Origin of the sequence: Rhizohabitans arisaemae (genome assembly GCF_025996515.1) — a bacterium.
Taxonomy (GTDB): Bacteria; Actinomycetota; Actinomycetes; order Streptosporangiales; family Streptosporangiaceae; genus Rhizohabitans; species Rhizohabitans arisaemae.
The window spans coordinates 125,998-149,043 of sequence record NZ_BLRH01000060.1 but is presented as its reverse complement, the minus strand read 5'-3'; the positions used below and the strand labels follow the sequence as shown (position 1 = coordinate 149,043).

The 23,046-nt window shown below is 68.5% G+C and carries 17 protein-coding genes and 1 other RNA gene; 14 read left to right on the top strand and 4 right to left on the bottom strand.

Going from position 1 to position 23,046, the window contains the following annotated elements; genetic code table 11:
- Window positions 1-141: 141 nt before the first annotated feature.
- Window positions 142-5,130 (top strand): NAD-glutamate dehydrogenase, encoded by a 4,989-nt coding sequence (locus tag RUR_RS29170; RefSeq protein ID WP_283138429.1) that lies wholly within the window; start codon window positions 142-144, stop codon window positions 5,128-5,130.
- Window positions 5,131-5,176: 46 nt separating this feature from the next.
- On the opposite strand, the gene RUR_RS29165 is transcribed toward RUR_RS29170, so the two are convergent.
- Entirely contained in the window at window positions 5,177-6,184 is a 1,008-nt protein-coding gene (locus tag RUR_RS29165) for a DUF8094 domain-containing protein (protein ID WP_283138428.1), read from the bottom strand.
- Between the two features lie 95 nt (window positions 6,185-6,279).
- On the opposite strand from RUR_RS29165, the gene prfB reads away from it, so the two are divergent.
- From prfB to RUR_RS29110, 11 genes are all read left to right on the top strand, one after another.
- Window positions 6,280-7,395 (top strand): peptide chain release factor 2, encoded by a 1,116-nt coding sequence (gene prfB, locus RUR_RS29160; protein WP_283138427.1) that lies wholly within the window; start codon window positions 6,280-6,282, stop codon window positions 7,393-7,395.
- Window positions 7,396-7,784: 389 nt separating this feature from the next.
- Window positions 7,785-8,474: a cell division ATP-binding protein FtsE gene (gene ftsE, locus RUR_RS29155; RefSeq protein ID WP_283138426.1), complete on the top strand. Its 690-nt coding sequence runs from the start codon at window positions 7,785-7,787 to the stop codon at window positions 8,472-8,474.
- 24 nt (window positions 8,475-8,498) lie between these two features.
- A complete protein-coding gene (ftsX, locus tag RUR_RS29150; RefSeq protein WP_283138425.1) occupies window positions 8,499-9,404 on the top strand; it encodes a permease-like cell division protein FtsX in 906 nt (301 codons plus the stop codon).
- A 91-nt stretch (window positions 9,405-9,495) separates the two neighbouring features.
- The gene (smpB, locus tag RUR_RS29145) at window positions 9,496-9,963 is read left to right on the top strand and encodes an SsrA-binding protein SmpB (RefSeq protein ID WP_283138424.1); all 468 of its coding nucleotides are present in this window, start codon (window positions 9,496-9,498) and stop codon (window positions 9,961-9,963) included.
- Entirely contained in the window at window positions 9,964-11,832 is a 1,869-nt protein-coding gene (locus tag RUR_RS29140) for a penicillin-binding transpeptidase domain-containing protein (protein WP_283138423.1), read from the top strand.
- 785 nt (window positions 11,833-12,617) lie between these two features.
- Window positions 12,618-13,003: a transfer-messenger RNA gene (gene ssrA, locus RUR_RS29135) on the top strand.
- Between the two features lie 263 nt (window positions 13,004-13,266).
- Window positions 13,267-13,518, top strand: a complete 252-nt coding sequence (locus RUR_RS29130; protein ID WP_283138422.1) for a LuxR C-terminal-related transcriptional regulator — start codon at window positions 13,267-13,269, stop codon at window positions 13,516-13,518.
- Between the two features lie 229 nt (window positions 13,519-13,747).
- A complete protein-coding gene (locus tag RUR_RS29125; RefSeq protein WP_283138421.1) occupies window positions 13,748-14,125 on the top strand; it encodes a type II toxin-antitoxin system RelE/ParE family toxin in 378 nt (125 codons plus the stop codon).
- Window positions 14,122-14,442: a helix-turn-helix domain-containing protein gene (locus tag RUR_RS29120; protein WP_283138420.1), complete on the top strand. Its 321-nt coding sequence runs from the start codon at window positions 14,122-14,124 to the stop codon at window positions 14,440-14,442. The genes RUR_RS29125 and RUR_RS29120 overlap by 4 nt, the downstream gene beginning before the upstream one ends.
- A 907-nt stretch (window positions 14,443-15,349) precedes the next feature.
- Window positions 15,350-16,060: a lytic polysaccharide monooxygenase gene (locus RUR_RS29115; protein ID WP_283138419.1), complete on the top strand. Its 711-nt coding sequence runs from the start codon at window positions 15,350-15,352 to the stop codon at window positions 16,058-16,060.
- Between the two features lie 252 nt (window positions 16,061-16,312).
- On the top strand, window positions 16,313-17,539 hold the full coding sequence (locus RUR_RS29110; protein ID WP_283138418.1) for an extracellular catalytic domain type 1 short-chain-length polyhydroxyalkanoate depolymerase: 1,227 nt from the start codon (window positions 16,313-16,315) through the stop codon (window positions 17,537-17,539).
- 178 nt (window positions 17,540-17,717) lie between these two features.
- Here RUR_RS29110 and RUR_RS29105 read toward each other — a convergent pair whose 3' ends face one another.
- The 3 genes from RUR_RS29105 to RUR_RS29095 all read right to left on the bottom strand — a co-directional run bounded on the left by RUR_RS29105 (window position 17,718) and on the right by RUR_RS29095 (window position 19,308).
- Window positions 17,718-17,906 (bottom strand): hypothetical protein, encoded by a 189-nt coding sequence (locus RUR_RS29105; RefSeq protein ID WP_283138417.1) that lies wholly within the window; start codon window positions 17,904-17,906, stop codon window positions 17,718-17,720.
- Window positions 17,907-17,935: 29 nt separating this feature from the next.
- Entirely contained in the window at window positions 17,936-18,118 is a 183-nt protein-coding gene (locus tag RUR_RS29100) for a hypothetical protein (RefSeq protein WP_283138416.1), read from the bottom strand.
- Window positions 18,119-18,243: 125 nt separating this feature from the next.
- Window positions 18,244-19,308 carry a S1C family serine protease gene (locus tag RUR_RS29095; RefSeq protein ID WP_283138415.1) on the bottom strand — a complete coding sequence of 355 codons (1,065 nt, stop codon included), beginning with the start codon at window positions 19,306-19,308 and terminating at the stop codon, window positions 18,244-18,246.
- Between the two features lie 226 nt (window positions 19,309-19,534).
- Here RUR_RS29095 and RUR_RS29090 point away from each other — a divergent pair, with 226 nt between their 5' ends.
- Window positions 19,535-20,395: a hypothetical protein gene (locus RUR_RS29090; protein WP_283138414.1), complete on the top strand. Its 861-nt coding sequence runs from the start codon at window positions 19,535-19,537 to the stop codon at window positions 20,393-20,395.
- A 70-nt stretch (window positions 20,396-20,465) separates the two neighbouring features.
- Window positions 20,466-22,670: an acyl-CoA dehydrogenase family protein gene (locus RUR_RS29085; RefSeq protein WP_283138413.1), complete on the top strand. Its 2,205-nt coding sequence runs from the start codon at window positions 20,466-20,468 to the stop codon at window positions 22,668-22,670.
- Window positions 22,671-23,046: the final 376 nt, after the last annotated feature.

The window sequence follows — 23,046 nt, the reverse complement described above, 5'->3', positions numbered from 1 at the left end:
CCAGGGTGAAGTTCATGTTGGCTCTCAGATGAATCCCGATGTCTGGAGCGAACATCGCATCACTATTGCCCAATGTAGTGGGAAATATGAACTTATTAGTGGGGTGAGGCCCCACGTCCCTCACGAAGGAGTGAGAGCGACATGCCGCTCGACGAGGCGAAGGATGATCTCCTCAGGAGGGCCGCCGAGATGTGTGCGCACACACCCGGCAGTCACCCGGGGGTGGAGGAGTCACTTGCCTATCTGAGGCTCTACTACCGGCATGTGGCGCCGGAGGACCTGCTCGACCGTGATCCGGTGAACGTCTTCGGACCGGCGACGGCCCAGCGTCAGCTCGCCGACATGCGTCCGCAGGGGCGGGCGCTCGTCCGCGCCTACACGCCGACGCTGGAGGAGCACGGCTGGGACCCGGGCCGTTCCGTGGTGCAGATCGTGACCGACGACATGCCGTTCCTGGTGGATTCCGTCACGATGGAGCTGGACCGGCTCGGTATCGGCACCCACCTGATCGTGCATCCGCTGATGCGGATCCGCCGGGACATGACCGGCCGCAACCTGCCGGAAGGCCAGGCCGCGGACGGCACCGGGCAGCTCTTTCCCGAATCCTGGATGTACATCGAGATCGACCGCCAGGCCGACGTCCCGGTGCTCCGGGAGATCGAGTCGAGTCTGCTCGCGGTGCTGGAGGACGTGCGGGACTCGGTCGAGGACTCCGACAAGATGCGCGCGATCGCCTTGGAGACGGCCGACGCGGCGGAGAAGTCCTCGATCCCGGTGAGCGAGGCCGAGCTGGAGGACGGCGTCGAGCTGCTGCGCTGGCTCGCGGACGGGAACTTCACCTTCCTCGGCTACCGCGAGTACCGCCTGGAACGGACCGACGAGGGGGACGGCCTCCGGGCGATCCCCGGGACCGGTCTCGGCATTCTTCGCGCCGACAAGATCGCCTCGGCGAGCTTCGCCGCCCTCCCCGCCGAGGTCCGGGCCAGGGCGCGCGAGAAGCGTCTCGTGATCATCTCCAAGGCGAACACGAAGGCGACCGTCCACCGCCCCGCGTACCTGGACTACATCGGGGTCAAGGTGTTCGACGAGGCCGGAGAGGTCGTGGGGGAGCGCCGGTTCCTCGGGCTCTTCAGCCACGGGGCGTACATCGAGTCGATTTCGCGGGTGCCGATCGTCCGCCGCAAGCTGCGGGAGGTGCTGGAGCACACCGGGCTGCCCCCGGAGAGCCACGACGGCAAGGACCTCATCGAGATCCTGGAGACCTTCCCCCGCGGGGAGCTCTTCCAGACCCCGGTGGACGAGCTCGTCCCGGTCGTCCTCGGTGTGCTGCGCCTCCGGGAGCGCAGGCAGGTCAAGCTCTTCCTGCGCCGGGACGACTACGGCCGGTACATCTCCTGCCTGATCTATCTGCCCCGGGACCGTTACACCACCAAGGTTCGGCTCCGCATCCAGGAGATCCTCACCCACGCGCTCGGCGGCGCCTCGGTGGACTACAGCGCCATGATCGGTGAGTCGGCGCTCGCCCGGCTGCACGTGGTCGTCCGCGGGGAGCGCGGGCAGGTCCTGCCGATCAACGTCCAGGTCGACGAGCTGGAGGCGAGGGTCGCCGCGGCCGTCCGCTCCTGGGAGGACGACCTCGTCGACGCGATCAACGAGCTCTGCTCGGAGGAGGAGGCGCCCACCCTGATCCGGCGGTACTCGGGTGCCTTCCCCGAGGGGTACAAGGCGGACTTCCCCGCGCGTACGGCGGTCGCGGACCTGCGGCGGCTTGAGCACCTGATCGACGCGGGGGCCAACCAGATCGGGATCAACCTCTACGAGCCCTACGACGCGCTCGAAGGCGAGCGGCGGCTCAAGATCTACCGGCTGAACCAGCCGATCTCCCTCTCCCACGTGCTCCCCATGCTGCATCACCTCGGGGTGGAGGTCGTCGACGAACGTCCGTACGAGGTGGACCGGGACAACGACCCGGCCACCAAGAACGCCTGGATCTACGACTTCGGCCTGCGGTACACCCCGACGGCCGCGGTGCCCAAGGAGAACCTGAAGGCGCTCTTCCAGGAGGCCTTCGCCGCGCTGTGGCGCGGTGACGCCGAGAGCGACGGCTTCAACGCGCTCGTGCTGGCGGCCGGGCTGACCTGGCGGCAGGCCGAGATCCTGCGGGCGTACGCCAAGTACCTCCGCCAGGCCGGTACGACCTTCAGCCAGGAGTACATCGAACGGGCGCTGCTGGGAAACCTGCGGCTCGCCAGGCTCATCGTCAGCCTGTTCGAGGCCCGGCACGCTCCGGCGCACGAGGCCGCCCGCGACGATCTCTCCGCGGCGCTCAACGAAGAGATCCTCGCGGCGCTCGACGAGGTCGCGTCGCTGGACGAGGACCGGATCCTGCGGGCCTATCTGGAGATGGTGAACGCCACGCTCCGCACCAACTACTTCCAGGCCAGGGGCGTGGGTGGCGCACCCCTGCCCAGAGCCGGTACGGGCAGGGCCAGGGACAGGGCCCGTACGGCCGCCGCGGCGCGGGGCCGGGTGGCCAGGACCGCCGAGTCGGGCAGGCTCGCCGACGAGGAGCGCAAGCCGTACATCTCCCTGAAGTTCAACTCCCATGCGATCAGCGTCCTCCCGCTGCCGCGGCCCAAGTTCGAGGTGTTTGTGTACTCGCCTCGGGTGGAGGGCGTGCACCTCAGGTTCGGCAAGGTGGCCCGGGGCGGTCTGCGGTGGTCGGACCGGATGGAGGACTTCCGGACCGAGATCCTCGGCCTGGTCAAAGCGCAGATGGTGAAAAACACCGTCATCGTGCCCACGGGATCCAAGGGTGGATTTGTCGTCAAACGTCCACCGGTGGGCGGCGGCCGGGAGGAGATGCTCGCCGAGGGCATCGCCTGCTACCGGCAGTTCATCTCCGGCCTGCTCGACATCACCGACAACCTGGTGGACAACCAGGTCGTCCCGCCGGCCGACGTGGTCCGGCACGACGGGGACGACAGCTACCTGGTGGTCGCGGCGGACAAGGGGACCGCGGCCTTCTCCGACATCGCCAACGAGGTGGCCAAGGAGTACGGGTACTGGCTCGGCGACGCCTTCGCCTCCGGCGGCTCCATCGGCTACGACCACAAGGCGATGGGCATCACCGCGCGGGGGGCCTGGGAGTCGGTCAAGTACCACTTCCAGTCGTTCGGGCACGACGTCCAGTCCATGGACACCACCGTGGTCGGCATCGGCGACATGTCCGGTGACGTGTTCGGCAACGGCATGCTGCTCTCCAAGCACATCAAGCTGATCGCCGCCTTCGACCATCGGCACGTCTTCGTCGACCCCGACCCCGACCCGGGGGTCAGCTGGACGGAGCGCCACCGGCTCTTCGAACTGCCCAGAAGCTCCTGGGCGGACTACGACCCGGCGCTGATCTCCCCCGGGGGCGGCGTCTGGTCCAAGGCGGCCAAGTCGATTCCGATCTCCCCCCAGGTGCGGCACGCGCTCGGCATCCAGGAGAACGTCACCGCGATGGCGCCGTTCGAGCTCATCCGGCACATTCTCCGCGCCCCCGTCGACCTGCTCTGGAACGGCGGAATCGGCACCTACGTCAAGGCGATCTCCGAGAGCAACGCCGAGGTGGGGGACAAAGCCAACGACGCGGTCCGGATCAACGGCTCGGAGCTGCGCTGCCAGGTGGTCGGCGAAGGCGGCAACCTCGGGCTGACCCAGCTCGGCCGGATCGAGTTCGCCCTTTCCGGCGGGCTGATCAACACCGACTTCATCGACAACTCGGCCGGCGTGGACACCTCCGACCACGAGGTGAACATCAAGATCCTGCTGGACCGGGTGGTCCGCGACGGCGAGATGACCGACAAGCAGCGCAACCAGCTCTTCCTCGACATGACCGACGAGGTGGCCACGCTGGTGCTCCGCGACAACCACGCGCAGAACGTCGTGCTCGCCGCGGCCCGGGCCCAGGCCCCGGACATGCTGCACATCCACGCGCGCTACCTGCGGCGGCTCGAACAGGCCGGGCTGCTCGACCGCGGGCTGGAGTTCCTCCCCTCCGACAAGCAGCTCGCCGAACGCCGGCAGGCCGGGCTCGGGCTGACCGCGCCCGAGTTCAGCATCCTGCTCGCCTACACCAAGCTCGGCGTCGACGCCGAGGTGCTCGCCTCGGACCTGCCCGACGACCCCTACCTCGCCTCGTGGCTGGTCCAGTACTTCCCCTCGGCGCTGCGGGACCGCCTCAGGCCGTACATGGACTCCCACCCGCTGCGGCGGGAGATCATCGCCACCTGCGTCGTCAACGACATGGTGAACAGCAGCGGCACCACGTTCGCCTTCCGGTTCGGTGAGGAGACCGGGGCGTCCACCCCCGACGTCGTCCGGGCCTACCTGGTCTCCCGGGACGTGTTCGACATGCCGGCCATCTGGCGGGCGATCGAGGCGCTGGACACCAAGGTCGACACCGCGACCCAGCTCGCGATGCTCCTGGAAGGCCGCAAACTCACCGAACGGGGCGCACGCTGGCTGCTGGGCAACCGCCGTCCGCCGCTCGACCTCGCCTCCACGGTGTCGTTCTTCGTCAAGGGCTGCAACGGCTTGATCCCCAACCTGCCCAAGTTCCTGGCCGGCCGGGATCTGGCCACCTACGAGGACCGGCGGGACGGCTTCGTCGCCCGGGGCGTGCCGCGGGAGCTCGCCGAGCGGGTCGCCGCGATGGTGCCCGCGTACTCCACCTTCGACCTGGTGAGCATCTCCTCCTCCTCGGGACGCGCGGTGGAGGAGGTCGCCGAGGTCTACTTCGACCTCGCCGACCGGCTGCAGCTCTCCAGGCTCAGGGAGCGGGTCATCGCGCTGCCCCGGGACAGCCGGTGGAACTCGATGGCGCGGGCGGCGCTGCGGGACGACCTCTACGCCGCGCACGCCTCCCTGACCAGGGACGTCCTGGTCGCGGGAACGTCGGGGCTCTCCCCCGAGGAGCGGCTTGAGGCGTGGACCGAGGCGAACACCGCCGCGGTGACCAGGGCCCGGCAGACGCTGTCGGAGATCTGGGAGAGCGACCACTTCGACATCGCCACCCTCTCGGTCGCACTGCGCGCGATCCGTACCCTCGTCGCGACCAGCAACCTGCCGCACGGCGCGAGCTGACGAGGCGGGCTCGGGCCGGGCTCCCGCCTCCGGGCGGGGGACCGGCCTACTTGCCGGAGGTCCGGGTGACCGCCCCGTCGTAGCCGATCACCCGGACGGGCCCGCCGCCCTTGGCGGGCACCTCGGCGACGTAGTTGTGGATCTCCTCCACCACCAGGCGGGTCCGGTAGACCGGGTCGACGGTGACCGGGAGCGCGTTCGGCGGCACGTCGATCCGGACGACGTTGTACGTCTGCGCCTCCCACTTGGTCGTGCGGTTGAGCGCGTACAGGACCAGCGCGCCGCCCCCCTCCGTGCGCAGCGCGAAGATCGGGTAGTTGGCCGCCCCGAAGATCGAGTCGTAGTGCATCCCGGCCCGCTGGTAGCGCTGCTCGTCCCGCTGGATGTCGGCGTGGTACCGGGTGGTGTGGTGGCCGGGGGCCACCAGGTCGGCCGCCGCGCCCGAGGAGCCCTCCTCCGCCAGCGTCGCGTGCAGCGGCCCGACCAGCCGGGGGCTGACCGCCAGGCTCTCGTCGAAGGTCGCCAGGGGGACGGCGTACCCCTCCGCGTCCAGGGCGGCCTTCGGCAGGGTGACACCGCGGTCCAGGACGGAGTGCACGGCCACCCGCCACCTGCCGTCCTCCCGGAGCTCCAGGTCCTTCTCGACCCGCATGAAGACCAGGAGCACGGTCTCGCGGGCCTGCCCGGAGCGGCGCTCGGCGACGGCCGCGAACCAGTGGGGGAAGCGGTCCAGCCGCGGCACCAGCAGGGTGGGCTCACCCCACTCGTACCTCGCCGGCCGCTCACCCTTGACGAGCGACTGCTCGAACTGGGCCATCACGATCCTGGTCCGGCCGTCCCGGGAGAGGTCCTGCGCGAGCCGTACGTCGCCCGACCCCCGGGCCACCGCGTCGGTGGCCACATAGGTGCGAAACGCCCTGGCCGCCTCGTCCAGGGTCACCTTGGGGGGGACACGGACCGGTGCCGAGGCCGCCACCGGCCGTACCGGCTCGGCGTCGCCGGTGCACGCCGTGGCCGTGACCATGACGAGCGCGACGGCGGCGATCCTGCGCAAAGCCCTCCCCCTTCCGCCTACCCTGCGGAGCTTGCACACACCTTGTCCGATGCATGGTAACCGTGGCTGAGAAGAGTCGCGTACCCTTGTGAGACGTGGCAGCCATCGATCCTTCAGAAGAAATCGCCGAGCTTACAGCGACCATGAACGGCATCGCTTCAGTGCTCGATCTGGACGCTATGCGCAAGGACATCGCGAACCTCGGTGAGCAGGCGGCGGCCCCGGATCTGTGGGACGACCAGGCCCGCGCGCAGAAGGTCACAAGCAAGCTCTCCGCGCTCCAGTCCGAGCTGGACCGGGTCGAGGGGCTGCTCCGGCGGCTGGAAGACGTGTCGGTGCTGTACGAGCTCGCCGCCGAGGAGGAGGACGACGGGACCCGCCAGGAGGCCGACCGGGAGCTGGACTCGCTCCGCCGGGACGTCGGCTCCATGGAGGTCCGCACGCTGCTCTCCGGCGAGTACGACGCCCGCGAGGCGCTCGTCACGATCAACTCCCAGGCCGGCGGGGTGGACGCCGCGGACTGGGCGCAGATGCTGCTCCGGATGTACCTGCGCTGGGCCGAGCGGCGCGGCTACGCCACCGAGGTGTACGACACCTCCTACGCGGAGGAGGCGGGCATCAAGTCGGCGACCTTCACCGTGAAGGCGCCCTACGCGTACGGCACCCTGCGGGGCGAGCACGGCACGCATCGGCTGGTGCGGATCAGCCCGTTCGACAACCAGGGCAGACGGCAGACCTCGTTCGCGGGTGTGGACGTCGTCCCGGTCGTGGAGCAGGCCGACCACATCGAGATCGCCGACGATGACATCAGGGTCGACGTCTACCGGGCGTCCGGTCCGGGCGGACAGGGGGTCAACACCACGGACTCGGCGGTCCGGATCACCCACCTGGCGTCGAACATCGTGGTCTCCTGCCAGAACGAGCGGTCGCAGCTGCAGAACAAGGCCACGGCGATGGCCGTCCTCCAGGCCAAGCTGCTGGAGCGCAAGCGCCAGGAGGAGGCTCAGGCGATGTCTGAGCTGCGTGGTGAGGCCACCAGCTCATGGGGCACGCAGATTCGAAACTACGTTCTGCATCCGTACCAGATCGTGAAAGACCTGCGCACGTCCGTCGAGGCGGGCAACCCCAGCGCCGTCCTCGACGGCGACATCGACGCCTTCATCGAGGCGGAGATCCGCTGGGCCCGCAAGCGGGAGACGGATCAGAACTGAGCGTGCATCGCCAGGGCGAACATCAGCAGTAGCAGCAGTGCCGCGGCGAGGAGCAGCGGGGACAGGCCGGCGAGACCCCCGCTGTGGTGCATTCGGTCCCGGATTGCCCGGCACTGCGGGCACCGGCCCTCCTCGACTGGTCCCGCGCACCGCGCACAGACCAGGTGGTCGCAACTCATGTCATCCTCATCTCAACCCGTAAAACGATCGGCCGAATCGTTTTGTTTCCGTTATGGACGTTCCATGTCAGTGTTACCCCTAGACTGTCCCGCAGCCAACCGCAACGTCGAGGTAACGACAAGATCGGTCAGCCCGGTCGCTCGTGACAGGAGCCAGAGAATGCCCCCGTCGCCGTTCCAGCCCCTAGACTGGCATGCCGTGAGGCTCCCGTGATCCATCTAGACAACGTCACCAAGGTTTATCCGAACCAGAACCGGCCCGCCCTCGACCATGTCAGCGTCGATGTGGACAAGGGCGAGTTCGTCTTCCTGGTCGGACCCTCCGGGTCGGGGAAGTCCACCTTTCTTCGGTTGATCCTGAAGGAGGAGCGGCCGAACAGCGGTCAGATCCACGTCGCCGGCAAGGATCTCGCGCGTCTCTCCAACTTCAAGATCCCTCACCTGCGTCGGCGGATCGGCTGCGTCTTCCAGGACTTCCGGCTGCTGCCCAACAAGAACGTGTACGAGAACGTGGCGTTCGCGCTGGAAGTGATCGGCAAGCCGCGGAAGTTCATTCGCAAGGTCGTTCCCGAGGTCGTCGAGCTGGTCGGGCTGGACGGCAAGGCGTTCCGCATGCCGGACGAACTCTCCGGTGGTGAGCAGCAGCGGGTCGCGATGGCCCGCGCGTTCGTCAACCGCCCGATGATCCTGCTGGCGGACGAGCCGACCGGAAACATCGACCCCGCGACCAGCATCGGCATCATGAAGGTGCTTGATCGCATCAACCGGACCGGCACCACCGTCGTCATGGCGACTCACGACGCGGCCATCGTCGACTCCATGCGCAAGCGTGTGGTGGAGTTGGAGGACGGCAAGATCGTTCGCGACCAGAGCCGCGGCGTCTACGGCCAGGCATACTGATCGTTTAGGGAGACAGCCACTGCCATGCGGGCAAACTTCATCTTTTCTGAGGTCTGGATCGGCCTTCGCCGTAACCTCACGATGACCATCGCCGTCATCGTCACGGTCGCCATCGGGATGGCGATGTTCGGTGTCGGCCTGATGATCAACACCCAGGTCTCGGCGATGAAGGGCTTCTGGGACGACAAGGTCTCGATCTCGGTCTACCTCTGTTCGAAGAACAGCGCCTTCGAGAACTGCCGGGAGAGCGGTGCGATCACGCAGGCGCAGAAGGACGAGATCAGGAACGAGCTCCAGAGCCTCCCCCAGGTGGCGGGGATCGAGTACGAGGACCAGAAGCAGGCCTTCGAGAAGTTCAAGAACGAGCAGGCCGGGAACATTCTCGCCACGGTGACCAAGGCGGAGGACCTGCCCGAGTCCTTCCGGGTCAGGCTCAAGGACTCCTCGCAGTACGCCGCGGTCGTCGGCCTCGTGAAAGGCCGCCCCGGCGTCGCCAACGTGATCAACCAGAAGGACATCCTGGAGCGCTTCTACGGCCTGCTGGAGACCTTCCTGTGGATCTCGGTCGTGCTCGCCAGCGTCCTGGTGTTCGCCGCGATCCTGCTCATCGCCAACACGATGCGGCTCGCCGCCTACAACCGGCGCCGGGAAACCGGGATCATGCGTCTGGTCGGGGCGTCCAACCTCTACATCCAGATGCCCTTCCTGCTGGAGGGGATGATCGCCGGACTGATCGGCGGTCTCATCTCGGCGTCCATGCTGATCATGGCGAAGGTGTTCGTCTTCGACCGGGTCCACGACTACATCGCGCTCACCGCCCGGCTCACCTGGGCCGACGTCATCCAGGTGGTCGTCGTGGCGCTCGTCGCCGGTGTGATCATCTGTGCCGTCGCCGCGTTCATGACGCTCCGCAGGTACCTGCGCGTCTGAGATCCGGCCGCCTTGGCCGACAAGCCAAGGCCGCCGTCTCGTGGCGGTAATCTCGTACCCACCGGACCGACCATCGAGCGAAGGCTGAACCGTGTCACGTGAGAAGGGGCGCAAACTCATCGCCCAGAACAAGCGCGCCCGCCACGATTACCACGTGGACGCCACTTACGAGGCGGGGCTTGTTCTCACGGGTACCGAGGTCAAGTCCCTGCGGGCCGGCCGGGCCTCGCTCATCGACGGTTACGCCCAGATCCGGGACGGGGAGGTGTGGCTGATGAACATCCACATCCCCGAGTACACCCAGGGCACCTGGACCAACCACGAACCCCGCCGGCCCCGCAAGATGCTCCTCCACCGCCTGGAGATCGACCGGCTGATCAGCAAGATCCAGGAGCAGGGTCTCACCCTCGTCCCGCTCGCCCTGTACTTCAAGGACGGCCGGGCCAAGGTGGAGATCGGCCTGGCCAGGGGAAAGAAGACCTACGACAAGCGCCACGACCTCGCGGCCCGCCAGGCCAAGAGGGACGTGGAGCGGGCCCTTCGGGGGCGGGGGGACTAGATGGTACGGGCTTCGCGCCGGGGCTCACCGGCGCCCCGGCGGCGACGTCTCCTCGCCGCGACCCTCGCCTGCACGGTCACCGGCACGACGCTCACCGGCTGCTTCGCCGAACCCTCACCGCAGGACGCGGTCAAGCAGTTCCTGGTGGGCTGGCAGAACGGCGCGTACGACGAAGCCGCGCGCCGGACCGACGCCGACCCCAAAGTGGTCGCCAAAGCCCTGGAACAGGCGAGCTTCCAGCTGGACGTGGCCTCGTTCCGGTTCTCCCTGCTCTCCCTGAACTTCGACGGCGAGAACGCCGAAGCCCGGTTCGAATCCCGGGTCGACCTCGGTGAGAACGGACCACCCTGGACCTACCAGGGCAAACTGCCGCTCCGGCTCATCGACGGGGCCTGGAAGGTGCGCTGGAGCCCGGAGATCATCCACCCGCAGCTGAAGCCGGGGCAGCGGCTCGCCGTGATCGAGACACCCGCGTACCGGCAAGCCGTCGAAGACCGTACCGGCAAGTCGTTGCAGGAGAACGCCACGATCTACGTGGCCGGGGTGTATCCGGCCAAGCTCAAGAATCCCGCGACCACGGCGACGCAGCTCGCCAAAGTGACCGGCTTCGCCCAGGATCGGCTGCTCGGCAAGATCAGATCGGCTCCGCCGAACGACTTCGTGGCGCTGGCGACGTTCGACCGCGCCCGCTACGGCAAACTCAGCTCCGGGCTCGGCTCCATCCCCGGCCTGACGATCGCGGAAGACAGGGCGCCGGTCGCCCCCACCCACCCCGTCCACATCGTCGGCACCGTCGGCGCGGTCACCCCCCAGCAGCTCGGCGGCCCGCACCAGGCGGGCGACACCGTGGGCAAGACCGGGCTGCAGCGACGGTACGAAGACCGGCTCGCCGGATCCACCAGCGTCAAAGTCGTCACCCTCGACGGGCAGGGCCGGGAAGTGGCGACCCTCGCCTCCTGGGAGGCGAAGAAGAACGCCCCGGTCAAAACCACCATCGACAGCGCGGTGGAGGCCGCGGCCCAGCAGTCGATCCTCGGCCAGTTCCCCACCGCCTTGGTCGCCGTGGAGGCGTCCACCGGGAGAATCCTTGCCATCGGGTCCAACGGGGACCTCCACCAGGAGCGCGACGTGCTCGCCGGCCGCTACCCCCCGGGCACCGCCTTCTCGATCATCACGATGGAGGCCCTGCTCAAAGCGGGGGTGAAGCTCAACCAGCCCATCCCCTGCCCGCCGAATCGAACCGTCGGCGGTGAGCGGTTCAGCTACACCGGTCCGGTCAACGGCACCACCCCGACCCTGCGGGACAACTTCCGCCTCGGCTGCGGTACGGCGTTCGCCGGTCTGTCCCGGCGGGTCTCCGGCGCCGCGCTCAACCAGGCCGCGGCGAAATTCGGGATGGCCACCGACTGGAACCTCCCCCTCAAATCGTTCTCCGGAGCGCTGCCCGCCGCGAACGGCGAAGCCGCCGAAGCCGGGATCATGACCGGGCAGACCGTCCGGGTCAGCCCACTCGCCATGGCGCTCGTCGCCGGAGCCGTCGCAACCGGTCGCTGGCGTCCGCCCCAGCTCGTCACCCAGCCCGCACCCGACGGACCCAAAGCCAACGAGATCCCCCTCGACCCGGTGGCCACCCGCGCACTGCAGGTCATGATGGGGGCCACCATGCCCGGACCGGCCGCCGGAATCACCTCCAGCGTGACCTACACCGAACGGGGCGAACGGGCGAAACAGCTCTCCTGGTTCGTCGGCTGGCAAGGCGACATCGCGATCTCCGTCCTCGTCGGCACCGGGCCGAGCAGCGCCGCGCAGGCCATCGCGAACCGGTTCTTCACCGCCGTGGAAAATTCTCCCTCCGCCGAGCAACCATAGACCCCGAAAACGGCGTCTTCCCCAATGACTGAGTACCGCTCGGGGGGTTGCGGGCTCAGTCACCGTGATGGTTCCAGGGCTTCATCTCGGGGGAAGCCCTGCCGTCCAGACCGGCCCGACCCTGCCGGTCGGCTCCCGGGGAGATGCGCGCAAGGCCGTCTCCCCGGGAGTTTCGCCACCCGGTACGGCCTACGGCGTTCACCACAGCCCTTTCTGGACTCCGGCTACTCGGTCCGGCACCGGCGTCGCCACGTGATCGTTGTGCTGTCCGCACCTCACAGAGCGCACAGAGCACAGGGATCACCCGGACGTTGTGTCGGCCAAGCCTGGGAACGCCACCAAGACCAGCCTGGGGCAAGCTCCGCATCCGGAATCGGATGATCATTGCGCTGTCGGCACCCTTGGGGCTGCGCGCAGCGCAATGATCACTGGGGCACTGTACGGGCTGCGGCCGTACGGGCCGGGGCCCGTCAGGTTCGGCCCGGCGCGGTCCGTACCTTCGACGCCGCATGATCGTTATGCTGTCCGCACCGCACAGGGTGCACACACCGCAATGATCACCTGGGCGCCGTGCGGCCGCAGCGGTCTGGGCCGGGTGAGGTCGCAGGAGTCCGGTTCCGGATCACGTCGGGGACATCCCGGCCGCTCCATCACCCGTCAGCCAGGCCCCACCTGCCACTCCAGCCAAAGGCACCCGCCCGGCCTGCCACACCACCGGCCCCGCATCGTCAGGAATGATCGGTAGGCGGAAGCGGTTATACTGAGCGAGCTAAACAACTGAACAGGGGGGTGATCGGTTTCGACTTTGGTATGTCGAGGCATGGGGAAGCGGGTCGAGGGCTGCGATGGCGACCTCGTAAATCCGCGATCGTAAACAATAAGTGCCAATGAAACGCGCACTCCGGTCAGCCAGGCTCGCCTGGCTCTCGCTGCCTAAGCGAGAGAATTGACCTGTTAGCCCGGGAGCGCCTCCGGCCCGGGGTCTAGCATCGCTAGGAGGCTCAACCGTTCAGCCCGGTCACGGGGGTGAAGGGGAAACCAAACAGTGACTGAGCCCGTCGGCGACTCGCCTGCGTGATCGCCGGGGCTGAGAAAAACACAGCAGGCTGCACCCGGAGAAGCCCTGTCTTGGTACCGAAGGACGCGGGTTCGATTCCCGCCACCTCCACTTACTGTGCTCATAGCCCCGTTTCGGGGGCTATTTCGCTATCTCCTTGTATTTTTCCAGGGGATGACCCCTGGAACCCCACTTGTGGAGGCTTCGCCTCCACGCTCCGCCCCCGAGCTTTGGGGCTTCGCCCCTTGCCCCCTGTGGGTGGGCTTGGTTGTCTGCTGTTTGGGGCTTTGCCCCTTGCCCCCCTTTGGGGGGTTGTTGGGGTGGGGTGGTTGGGGGGCTTGCGCTTCGTGATGGGGTCAGGGGGTTTGGTGCTTCCTTTGGCGGGACGCAAGTTCGCGTTTCTCGCCGCTCTTGAAACCCTCGCGGAGGGCGGCGAAGTGATCGACCCGCACGTCGTACGCCGACTCCTGGGACGGCGCGACCGCATCGAGCAGCTCACGCCCCGCGAAACCGAAGTGCTGGCACTCACGGCCGAAGGCCGGACGAACATCGCGACCGCCGCGGAACTCGTCATCAGCGACGCCGCAGTGGCCAAGCACATCAACCGCGTGTTCGCGCAGCCGGCCTGAGCGACAACGACCTAGTACACAAGCGGCGTGCAGGCCGTCCTGACCTACCTCCGCCGATGACGGCGAGCCTTTGCCTGAGTCACTTGTTCCTCCCGAGCTATGGGTGGAACGGTTTGCCGACGCAGCTCAGCCGTGTCTGGGACAGGCTGGCCGACATGGCGGAATCCTCTCCTTGGCTCACACGGATAAGTTTAGGATATCCTTAAGTATCGGCGACAAAGGAGTCGCAGTGGACGAGTGGGAGATCTTCTTTACCGATGAGGTTGGGGAGTTCCTGGAGGAGCTATACGAGATCGATCGGCAGACGCACAAGCTCGTGAACCAGGCGATTCTGGTGCTGGAGCGCAACGGTCCGTCTGAGGGTCGCCCGCTGGTGGACACCGTCGCCGGTTCGAAGATCCCGAATTTGAAGGAGTTGCGTCCCGGATCGATCGGGCGTAGCGAGATCCGGATTCTGTTTGTCTTCGATCCGTGGCGCGCTGCGATCCTGCTGGTTGCCGGGGACAAGGCCGGTAACTGGGAACGGTGGTATCGCGAGGCGATACCACGAGCCGAGCGGCTTTATGAGTTCTACCTGGTAGATCGGCAAAAGGAGATGGATAGATGAGCAGCTATCGCAGGTGGCGCGACAGCGGGCATCTGGAGCGCGCGGTGGAGACCGCGGGGGGCGCCGAGGAGTTCGAAGACGAGGTTCGTCAGCTGCGTGAAGAGGCTCAGGGCTGGCGGCTGGCCGAGATGCGGCAGCGTCGAGGGCTCACCCAGGCACAGGTTGCTGATCGCATGAACGTATCTGTCGCTCGTATCTCCCAGATCGAGAAGGGCGATGTATCCACGCGTGAGGTACTGGACCGCTATGTCGCCGCGCTGGGGGGCACCCTCAAACTTGTCGCCGATTTCGGAGACGAGCAGCTCAAAGTCAGCTGACACAGTCTGCAAGGCGACTGTGAGGTGGTTGCGGTGTCGGCGAAGCCCGGTCAGGTTCAAAGCTCCATCGCCGGGCTTGAGGCTTCACCGTATCGAGCGACTCACGTTACGCGAAACCAACGTGCTCGCACACGGCGATCGCCGCAGTGGCCAAGCACATCAACCGCGTGTTCGCGCAGCCGGCCTGAGCGACAACGACCTTGTACACAAGCGGCGTGCAGGCCGTCCTGACCTACCTCCGCCGATGACGGCGCAGCCGTTCGCTTGGTCAAACATGCCCAATGACCCGCAGAGCGCAACCCTCCGACCAGGCCGACGGGTTCAGACTCGGCTGCGCCACAGGTCACCGTCCACGCCGTCGTTGCCCAAGCGCTAGGCGGGGGGCTCATCCAGGGTTGCCGATGAGGTCCTCGACGTCGTACAGGTCTGTGGTCCTGCTGCGCAGCAGCGCCACAAGCGAGTGCAACTCCCCGGCGTCCATCGGTCATCTATATCCCCGACCACGCCGAAGCGAGCTCACGGCCGTGTTCGGGTGCACCGCGGGTGCATGTCGATTGGGCGGTCGGCGTGGATATGGAGCGAGTGTTCGTGGGCTGAGATCGGCGCCGTGTTTGCGGGACAAGGCATGGAGGTCGCCTGCTGGGGGCGGTGCTCGGCCGATGTCCAGTCGGCCTTGAGCTGGTCAACGCGGGAAACGTCTGTCTGCGGGTTGTGCAGGGGTGCGGTTTTCCGCCGGGTGCGCCAGGCCATTGGGCCGGAATCGGAAGGTTTCTTGCCGGTGGGTGGGGGTGTGGCGGGGAATGGAACGATGCAGGCTGGGAGAGGGCTGGGAATCAGGTCAAGCGGTATTTACTGATAGGAAACTTTCCTTTAAATTTAGGCCACCCCCCAGCAAAAGGAGTACGACATGCGAAGAACGATCACCCTGCTGGCGGCGGGGATACTCGCCGTCGGCGCCACGGTGTTCATCGCTTCGCCGGCCCAGGCACACGGTTACATCTCGTCTCCGCCCAGTCGGCAGGCGATGTGCGCCCAGGGTCGCGTCGCCAACTGCGGCCCGATCATCTACGAACCCCAGAGTGTGGAAGGGCCGAAGGGCCAGCGGAACTGTCACGGTGGCCTCTCCCAGTTCGCTCAGCTGAACGACGACAGCAGGGCGTGGCCCGCCACGAGCGTCGGGAACTCGGTCAGCTTCAACTGGCGGCTGACCGCTCGCCACGCCACCAGCACGTGGGAGTACTACGTCGGCGGAAGCCGAATCGCGGTGTTCGACGACGGCGGACGTCAGCCGAACGCCACGGTCACGCACAACGTCAGCCTGGGCGGTAGAAGCGGCCGGATCAAGCTTCTCGCGATCTGGAACATCGCCGACACCCCCATGGCCTTCTACTCGTGCGTTGACCTCCAGGTCGGCGGCGGGAACCCCGACCCGGACCCGACTCCCACCTCATCTCCCACCAATCCGCCCAACCCCGGTGGTACCTGGGCGGCGGGAACCGCGTACTCCATCGGTTCCCAAGTCACCTACGGCGGCCTCACCTACCGGTGCGTCATGGCGCACACCGCGCTGACCGGTTGGGAGCCGCCCAACGTTCCGGCTCTCTGGCAGAGAGCCTGATAATCCGGCGGACCCACCGTTCCTTGGACGTGGGTCCGCCGTCCACGCGGCCGGGTTCGGCGAGTGGGGCGACGCCATGGGTGAGGGATGGAGTTCGCTGAGTCCCACTCGATGAAAAACCGGCTGCTCAGGGGTGCCTTCGGACACCCCTGTCTGTTTTCCCAACCCGTCCTCCACGTGGCGTGGCCGGACGGGCGGCATGCGGGCCTCTCCCCCTGATCTCTGACAACCCCCCAGATCAAGGAGCCAGATGTGGTGAAAGCTGTCCTTCGAGCTGTGCTCGGCAGCGTTCTCGTCCTCATCTCGTCCATGACGTTGCTCGCCGCTCCGGCGAAAGCGGCGTCGCTCGTTCAGGTGACCGACTTCGGCCCGAATCCCAGCAACCTTGAGATGCATGTGTACGTGCCGGACACGGTGACGGCCAAGCCGGCGGTCGTCATGTTCCTGCACTACTGCACCGGTTCCGGGCCGACGCTTTTCGCGGGCACCGAACTCGCCTCGTATGCCGACCGCCACGGTTTCGTCGCCATCTATCCCTCGGCCACCAGGACGGGGAACTGTTTCGACTCCTCCTCGCCGGAGTCGCTGCGCCGGGGTGGCGGCAGTGACCCGGTGGGTCTTGCATCCATGATCGACTACGCCAAGCGGACCTACGACGCCGACCCGAACCGGATCTTCGCCGTCGGGTCCTCGTCCGGCTCGATGATGGTGAACGTCCTGCTCGCCAACTACCCGGACGTCTTCAAGGCCGGGGCGTCGTTCATGGGTGTCCCGTTCGGCTGCTTCGCCAGCCCGTGGGGGTGGAACGTCGAGTGCGCCACCGGGCAGTCGATCAAGACCGCCCAGGAGTGGGGTGACCTGGTGCGGGCGTCGTACCCGGGCTACCGTGGCCCCCGGCCGCGGATGCAGATCTGGCACGGCACCGAGGACGGCGCGGTCCACCACAACAACCTGCAGGAGCAGGTGAAGCAGTGGACCGACGTGCACCGGCTGAGCCAGACCCCCGCCTACTCCGACCAGCCGCAGCCGAACTGGAACCGGACGCGGTACGGCGGTTCCAAGGCGAACGCCAAGGTCGAGGCGATCAGCCTTCAGGGTGTGGCCCACAGCCTTCCGCACTGGGGCATGATGCCGAGTGTCCTTGAGTTCTTCGGGTTGAGCGTCCCCTGCCGGGTCACCTACCGGACGAACGCGTGGAACACCGGCCTGGTCGCGGACATCACCGTCACCAACACCGGGAGTTTCGGGATCAACGGCTGGAAACTCGCGTTCACCCTGCCGAACGGCCAGAGCATCGGCAACGGCTGGAACGCCGACTACACCGGGACCAGCGGCCAGGTGACCGCGGCGAACAAGGCCTACAACGGGACGATCGCGCCGAACACGTCCCGTCGGATCGGCTTCCTCGCCACCCACACCGGGGATTCCGGACGGCCGGCGGGCTTCACGCTCAACGGGACCGCCTGCGTGGTCGACTGAGCGTCGCCGTGACGTCGGCGGGGTCGTGTTCTCGCGGCCCCGCCGACCGGTGGTCTTCCTCCGGTGCCGCCGGACGTCGGCCGGTACGGCCTGCGGCGGCACCGGCTCCGAGCCGTACCGGTGTCCTCGGCCGCGCGGTTGTACCGAGAAGCGGGCCCGTACCGGAAGACGTGAACCGTCAGCCGCGCTTTCGGTCGATCGTCCGTTCGACGACCCACTTGGCGGCTTCCCCCGCCACCTCTCCCACGGTCTCCCCCAGCGTGGGGTGGCCGACGGACGATCCCGCGGCCTTGCAGGCCGCCTTCACCGTGGCCTTGGTGACCTTGCCCGCGACGCGGGCGGTCAAGCTCGGCTCATTCTTGGCCATGGACCCCCCTCCTGAATCCGATCGCCGGTTCAGCGGCCGTCGACGATGTCCTCGACGAGCCTTTTGGCCCCTTCGCCCGCCAGTTCACCGGCGAGCGCCCCGGCGTACGGGTGGCCGATGGCCGTCCCGCCGGCCGTGTAGGCGAATTTGACGGTGACCTTGGCGACGGTGCCGAGCAGCTCGGCGGCCTCGCTCCGTTCGTTCTGGGCCATGGGACCCTCCGTTCCCTGGTCACGCGGATCTCCCGATGGAGACGCTGTGTTCAGCAGAACAGCAACAAAGGCCGCCGACTCTCTCAAAAGATGTGGTTCGCCAAGGTCATCCGCAGGGATCGGGGTCAGGTGCCGGGCAGCTGGCCGAGCGTCACGTTGAGGATGGCCTCGGTTCCATCGGTGTGCACGACCTCGACCTTGGCCTGTTCCCCCGGCTTCAGGCCGGCGAGGACCTCGGAGAGGATCACCGTGGTGGGGGTCGCCGTCCCGTTGACCGACACGATCAGGTCGCCGGGCTTGATGCCGGCCTTGGCCGAACCGCTCTTCGGGTCGACCCGGACGACGCCGACGCCGATCGGCTCCCCGTCGGGCCCGATCACCGTACGGACGCCGACGCCGAGGGCGGCTCTGCGGGTGTTCGTCACCTTGCCGGTCTTCACGATCTGATTGGCGATGTCCGTGGCGACGTTGCTGGGGATGGCGAAGCCGATCCCGGGGGCGGGGCTCCCGCCGAGCGCGGGGTCGACGGCGGCGAGCGTGGGTATCCCGATGACCTCGCCGGTCAGGTTGACGAGGGCGCCGCCGCTGTTGCCCGGGTTGATCGCGGCCGAGGTCTGGATGGCGTCGCCGATGGTCGCCCCGGGTGAGTTGGGGCCCTGCGGTTCGGTGATGGTACGGCCGAGGGCGGAGATGATGCCTTCGGTCACGCTTCCGACCAGCCCCAGCGGGTTCCCCATGGCGAGCACCATCTGGCCGACCCTGACCCTGCTGGAGTCCCCGAAGCGCGCGGGTCTGAGACCTTCGACGTTCTCGACGCGGATCACGGCGAGGTCCCCGGCGGGGAAGGCGGCGACGAGTCGGCCCCTGCGGGGTTTGCCGCCGGTGGCGAGGGTCACCTCGAACTGGGTCGCCTTGCCGACCACATGCGCGTTGGTGACGACGTTGCCCGCGGTGTCCAGGACGACCCCGGACCCGACGTTGCCCCCGGTGGTGATCTGCACGATCGAGGGGAGGACACGGGCTATCGCCTGCTCGTACCGGGTCTCCACCACGGTGTCGGCGGTCCCGGACGCCTGTGGCGCGGAGGTCGGCGCGGACGGGGTCTCCCGGGTGCCGAATATCGTGGGGTTTCCGCACCCCAGGAGGGCGCCGAGCATTGCGGTCACCATGATCGGTGGAAGCTTTCGCATATTTTCTACATTTCAGGGAGCCGGGGGAGCACGCCTTGTTCCACGCCGGAACCGGGGAGAAACTTTGCCCGTGGCCGAAGCGTGATGCGTTCACCGGTCACGGGAACCCGACCTGTCGTAGCCTTCGCCCATGCCGGATTGGGCGGGGCGCCCTGACAAATCAGGGCACAACCAGAGTCAGTGGTCCGACGGAGCCGCGCTGCCGCCCCGCCGACCCCGTCGGCCGGTGCCACCCGATGTGAAGGTGGCCCCGCTGCACGAGCCGGTCCGCCCCGCGGCGGATCCGCCGCCCGCCGCCCCGGAGCGGCGCTCGCTCGGGGACCGGCTGAGCGACATCCCGGTGCGGATCGCCTACACGGTCGCCGCGGCCTTCCTCGCCGTCGTGCTGATCGTGGTCGCCTTCCTGGTGCTCGTCGGCTTCGGCGACGCCGATCCGTCGCCGTCGCGCGTCCGCCAGCTCGGGGTGGACGACGGGGCCGCTCCGGCCGCGACCCTCTCGCCGACGGCGCCGGCGGCCTCGCCGAGCCCGTCGGCCGTGCTCATCCCGCCGCCTCCGGCGCTGAAGCGGCTGCCCGTGCTCAAGGGGACGGGGACCCAGGTCATCGCCCCGGTGGTCGACGACGTCTCCGGGATCACCTACGGCAGGCTCGCGCGGCCGTGGCGGATGAGCCGGAAGGCGACGCAGGTGCTGACCGAGGAGGACGCGGCGGGTGTCCCGCCGCAGGCGCTGGTGAGGTCGAGACCGCTCCCTGCCTCACTCGGCGGCCTGCTCACCACCCCCGCCGCCTACCGGGCGGCCGCGGCGCGCGCGGTCCGGTGGACGCTGCGGTCCTACCCCGAGGGCGCCGCGGTGACCTGGCGCGGCTCGCAGCCGGTGGCCGCCACCGGCAGGAACGGGTGGACCCTGCTGTACGAGGTCGGATACTTCGTGGCGGGTGTCCGGCACTCCTCGCTCGCGGCGGTGGTGGTCGTGGAGACCGACCGGGAGCGACCCGCGCTGCTCACGGTCACGGTCCCGGACGGCGAGCGCGAGCTCTGGCCCGACGTCCTCACCCTGATCGGGAGCGTCCGGCCGGCCACCGCCTAGCGGCGGCGTCCGGGGCACTCCTAGAATCCGGAGGTATAACCGAACATTCTTCTGGTGGCGGAGGCCTGACATGGCGATCGGGTTGAGCGAAGAACACGAGGCACTGCGCGACTCCGTACGGGGCTGGGCCGAGCGGAACATCCCCGCGACGGCCGTCCGCGCCGCGGTCGACGCGGCCGACGCGGCCGAGGAGACCAGGCCCGCCTTCTGGCAGGGGCTCGCCGACCAGGGTCTGCTCGGCCTGCACCTCCCCGAGGAGTACGGCGGCCAGGGCTACGGGCTGCTGGAGCTGGCCGTCGCCGTGGAGCAGCTGGCCCGTGTGGCCGCCCCCGGCCCGTACCTGCCGACCGTCCTGGCGAGCGCGGTGCTCCTGGCCTCCGAATCCGGCTGCCGTGACAGCCTGCTGCCCGGGCTCGCCGACGGATCGGGTACGGCCGCCGTGGCGCTGACCTCCGACCTCGTCGGCGAACGGCGGGACGGCTCCCTCGTGATCGACGGTGTCGCCTCCCCCGTGCTCGGCGGCGCCCTCGCCGATCTGCTGATTCTGCCGGTGAACGTCGGCGAGACCGAGGTGTGGGTCGTCGTCGACGCGGCGGGCGCGGAGGTCACCCGGCTCGGCGGTCTCGACCTGACCCGGGGCGTCGCCTCGGTGACGGTACGGGCGCTGCCGGTGCCCGCGGATCGCCTTCTCACCGGGGTGAACTGGGACGAGGTGGGCGACCTGGCCGCGATCCTGTTCGGCGCCGAGGCCGCGGGGGTCGCGGGCTGGTGCGTCCGGGCCGCAGCCGACTACGCCAAGGTGCGGGAGCAGTTCGGCCGCCCGATCGGCCAGTTCCAAGGGGTGAAGCACAAGGCGGCCTCGATGCTGATCGAGCTGGAGCAGGCGCGGGCCGTGGTGTGGGACGCCGCCCGGGCGGCGGACGGCGCCGGCGCGCCCGAGGCGTCGTTCACCGCGGCGACGGCCGCCTTGGTCGCGGTGGACGCGGGGGTGCGGTGCGGGGCCGACGCGATCCAGATCTTCGGTGGCATCGGCTACACCTGGGAACACGACGCCCACCTGTACTATCGGCGGGCACTGAGCCTGCGCGCCCTGCTCGGCCAGTCGCAGGAGTGGGCCGCCGCGGTCGGCTCGATGGCCGTCTCCGGCGTCGTCCGCACCCTGACGGTGGATCTGCCGCCGGAGGCCGAGGCGATCCGGGACGGGATCCGGGCCGAGCTCGCCGAGATCGCGGCGCTCCCGACGCAGCGTCGCCCCGCGGCGCTGGGCGACGGCGGCTGGGGCATGCCGCACCTGCCCAAACCGTGGGGGAGGGGCGCCTCGCCGCTGGAGCAGGTGCTGATCGACACCGAGCTCCGGGCCGCCGGGCTGACCCCGCCCGCCCTGGTGATCGGCGCGTGGGTCGTCCCCTCGATCGTCGCCTTCGGCACCGCCGAACAGCAGGAGCGTTTCCTCCCCGCGACCCTGCGCGGCGAGCTCGCCTGGTGCCAGCTGTTCAGCGAGCCCGAGGCCGGGTCCGATCTGGCCGGGCTGAAGACGACCGCGACGAAGACGGCGGGCGGCTGGCGGCTCACCGGCCAGAAGATCTGGACTTCGGTCGCGCAGACCGCCGAGTGGGGTATCTGCCTGGCCCGTACCGACCCCGCCCGGCCCAAACACAAAGGCATCACGTACTTCCTCGTCGACATGCGCGCCCCGGGCGTCCGGGTCTCGCCGCTGACCGAGATCACCGGCGAGACCCTGTTCAACGAGGTCTTCCTGGACGACGTCTTCGTCCCCGACGACCTGGTGCTGGGCGCGGTCGACGACGGGTGGCGCGTGGCCAGGAACACCCTCTCCAACGAGCGGGTGCTGCTGTCGAGCGGGACCTCGACCGCCGGGGTGTCGCTTGCGGACCTGGTGGCGCTCGCCGCCGAACGGCCACTCACCCCGATCGAGCTGGTCGAGGTGGGACGGGTGGCGGCCGAGGGGCACGCGATCGCCGCGCTCGGCCTCCGCGTCACCCTGCGGCAGCTCTCCGGGGGCGAGCCGGGGGCCGACGGGAGCATCCGCAAGCTCCTCGGGATGTGGCACGCCCAGCGCGTCGCGGAGACCGGCTGGTCGTTGCTCGGCCCGGAGGCCGCGCTCGACCGGGCGGGCGGCCGGGCGGACCGCTGGTCGCGCGGCGTCCTCGCCTCACGGGCCATGACGATCTACGGAGGGACGACCGAGGTCCAGCTCAACATCGTCGGCGAGCGCCTGCTCGGCCTGCCAAGAGACCCCGAGCCCGGTCGCTGACCTTCGGTTCGTCACACCGGTGATGGGTCCGGCGCGGCCCGTGCCTGTGGTGGGGTGATCGTTGTGTTGTCTGCGCTCTCCGGGGGGCACACGGCACATGGATCATGCGGGCGGTGCGCGGGCTGGGGTCGGTCGGGCTGGGGGTGTCGCGGGGGTCGGTTTGGTGTGGCCCGTGCTTGTGGTGTGGGGTGATCGTTGTGTTGTCTGTGCCCTTCGGGGGGTGCACAGTACATGGATCATGCGGGCGGTGCGCGGGCCGGGGTCGACGACGTCGCGGTTCGCGTCGGGGGAGCCCCTCGGGTAAATCTGGTACGTCACGTGTCGTGCGACGACGCCCTGCGTGTACTCCCCGAAAGGCGATCAACCATCCGAGCTC

Bases quoted from the DNA above. Each gene is read 5' to 3' on its own strand.
- RUR_RS29100 (WP_283138416.1), bottom strand. From the start codon at position 18,118: ATGGCCCAGAACGAACGGAGCGAGGCCGCCGAGCTGCTCGGCACCGTC.
- ftsX (WP_283138425.1), top strand. From the start codon at position 8,499: ATGCGGGCAAACTTCATCTTTTCTGAGGTCTGGATCGGCCTTCGCCGT.
- RUR_RS29140 (WP_283138423.1), top strand. From the start codon at position 9,964: ATGGTACGGGCTTCGCGCCGGGGCTCACCGGCGCCCCGGCGGCGACGT.
- RUR_RS29115 (WP_283138419.1), top strand. From the start codon at position 15,350: ATGCGAAGAACGATCACCCTGCTGGCGGCGGGGATACTCGCCGTCGGC.
- RUR_RS29120 (WP_283138420.1), top strand. From the start codon at position 14,122: ATGAGCAGCTATCGCAGGTGGCGCGACAGCGGGCATCTGGAGCGCGCG.
- RUR_RS29105 (WP_283138417.1), bottom strand. From the start codon at position 17,906: ATGGCCAAGAATGAGCCGAGCTTGACCGCCCGCGTCGCGGGCAAGGTC.
- RUR_RS29085 (WP_283138413.1), top strand. From the start codon at position 20,466: ATGGCGATCGGGTTGAGCGAAGAACACGAGGCACTGCGCGACTCCGTA.
- RUR_RS29170 (WP_283138429.1), top strand. From the start codon at position 142: ATGCCGCTCGACGAGGCGAAGGATGATCTCCTCAGGAGGGCCGCCGAG.
- RUR_RS29095 (WP_283138415.1), bottom strand. From the start codon at position 19,308: ATGCGAAAGCTTCCACCGATCATGGTGACCGCAATGCTCGGCGCCCTC.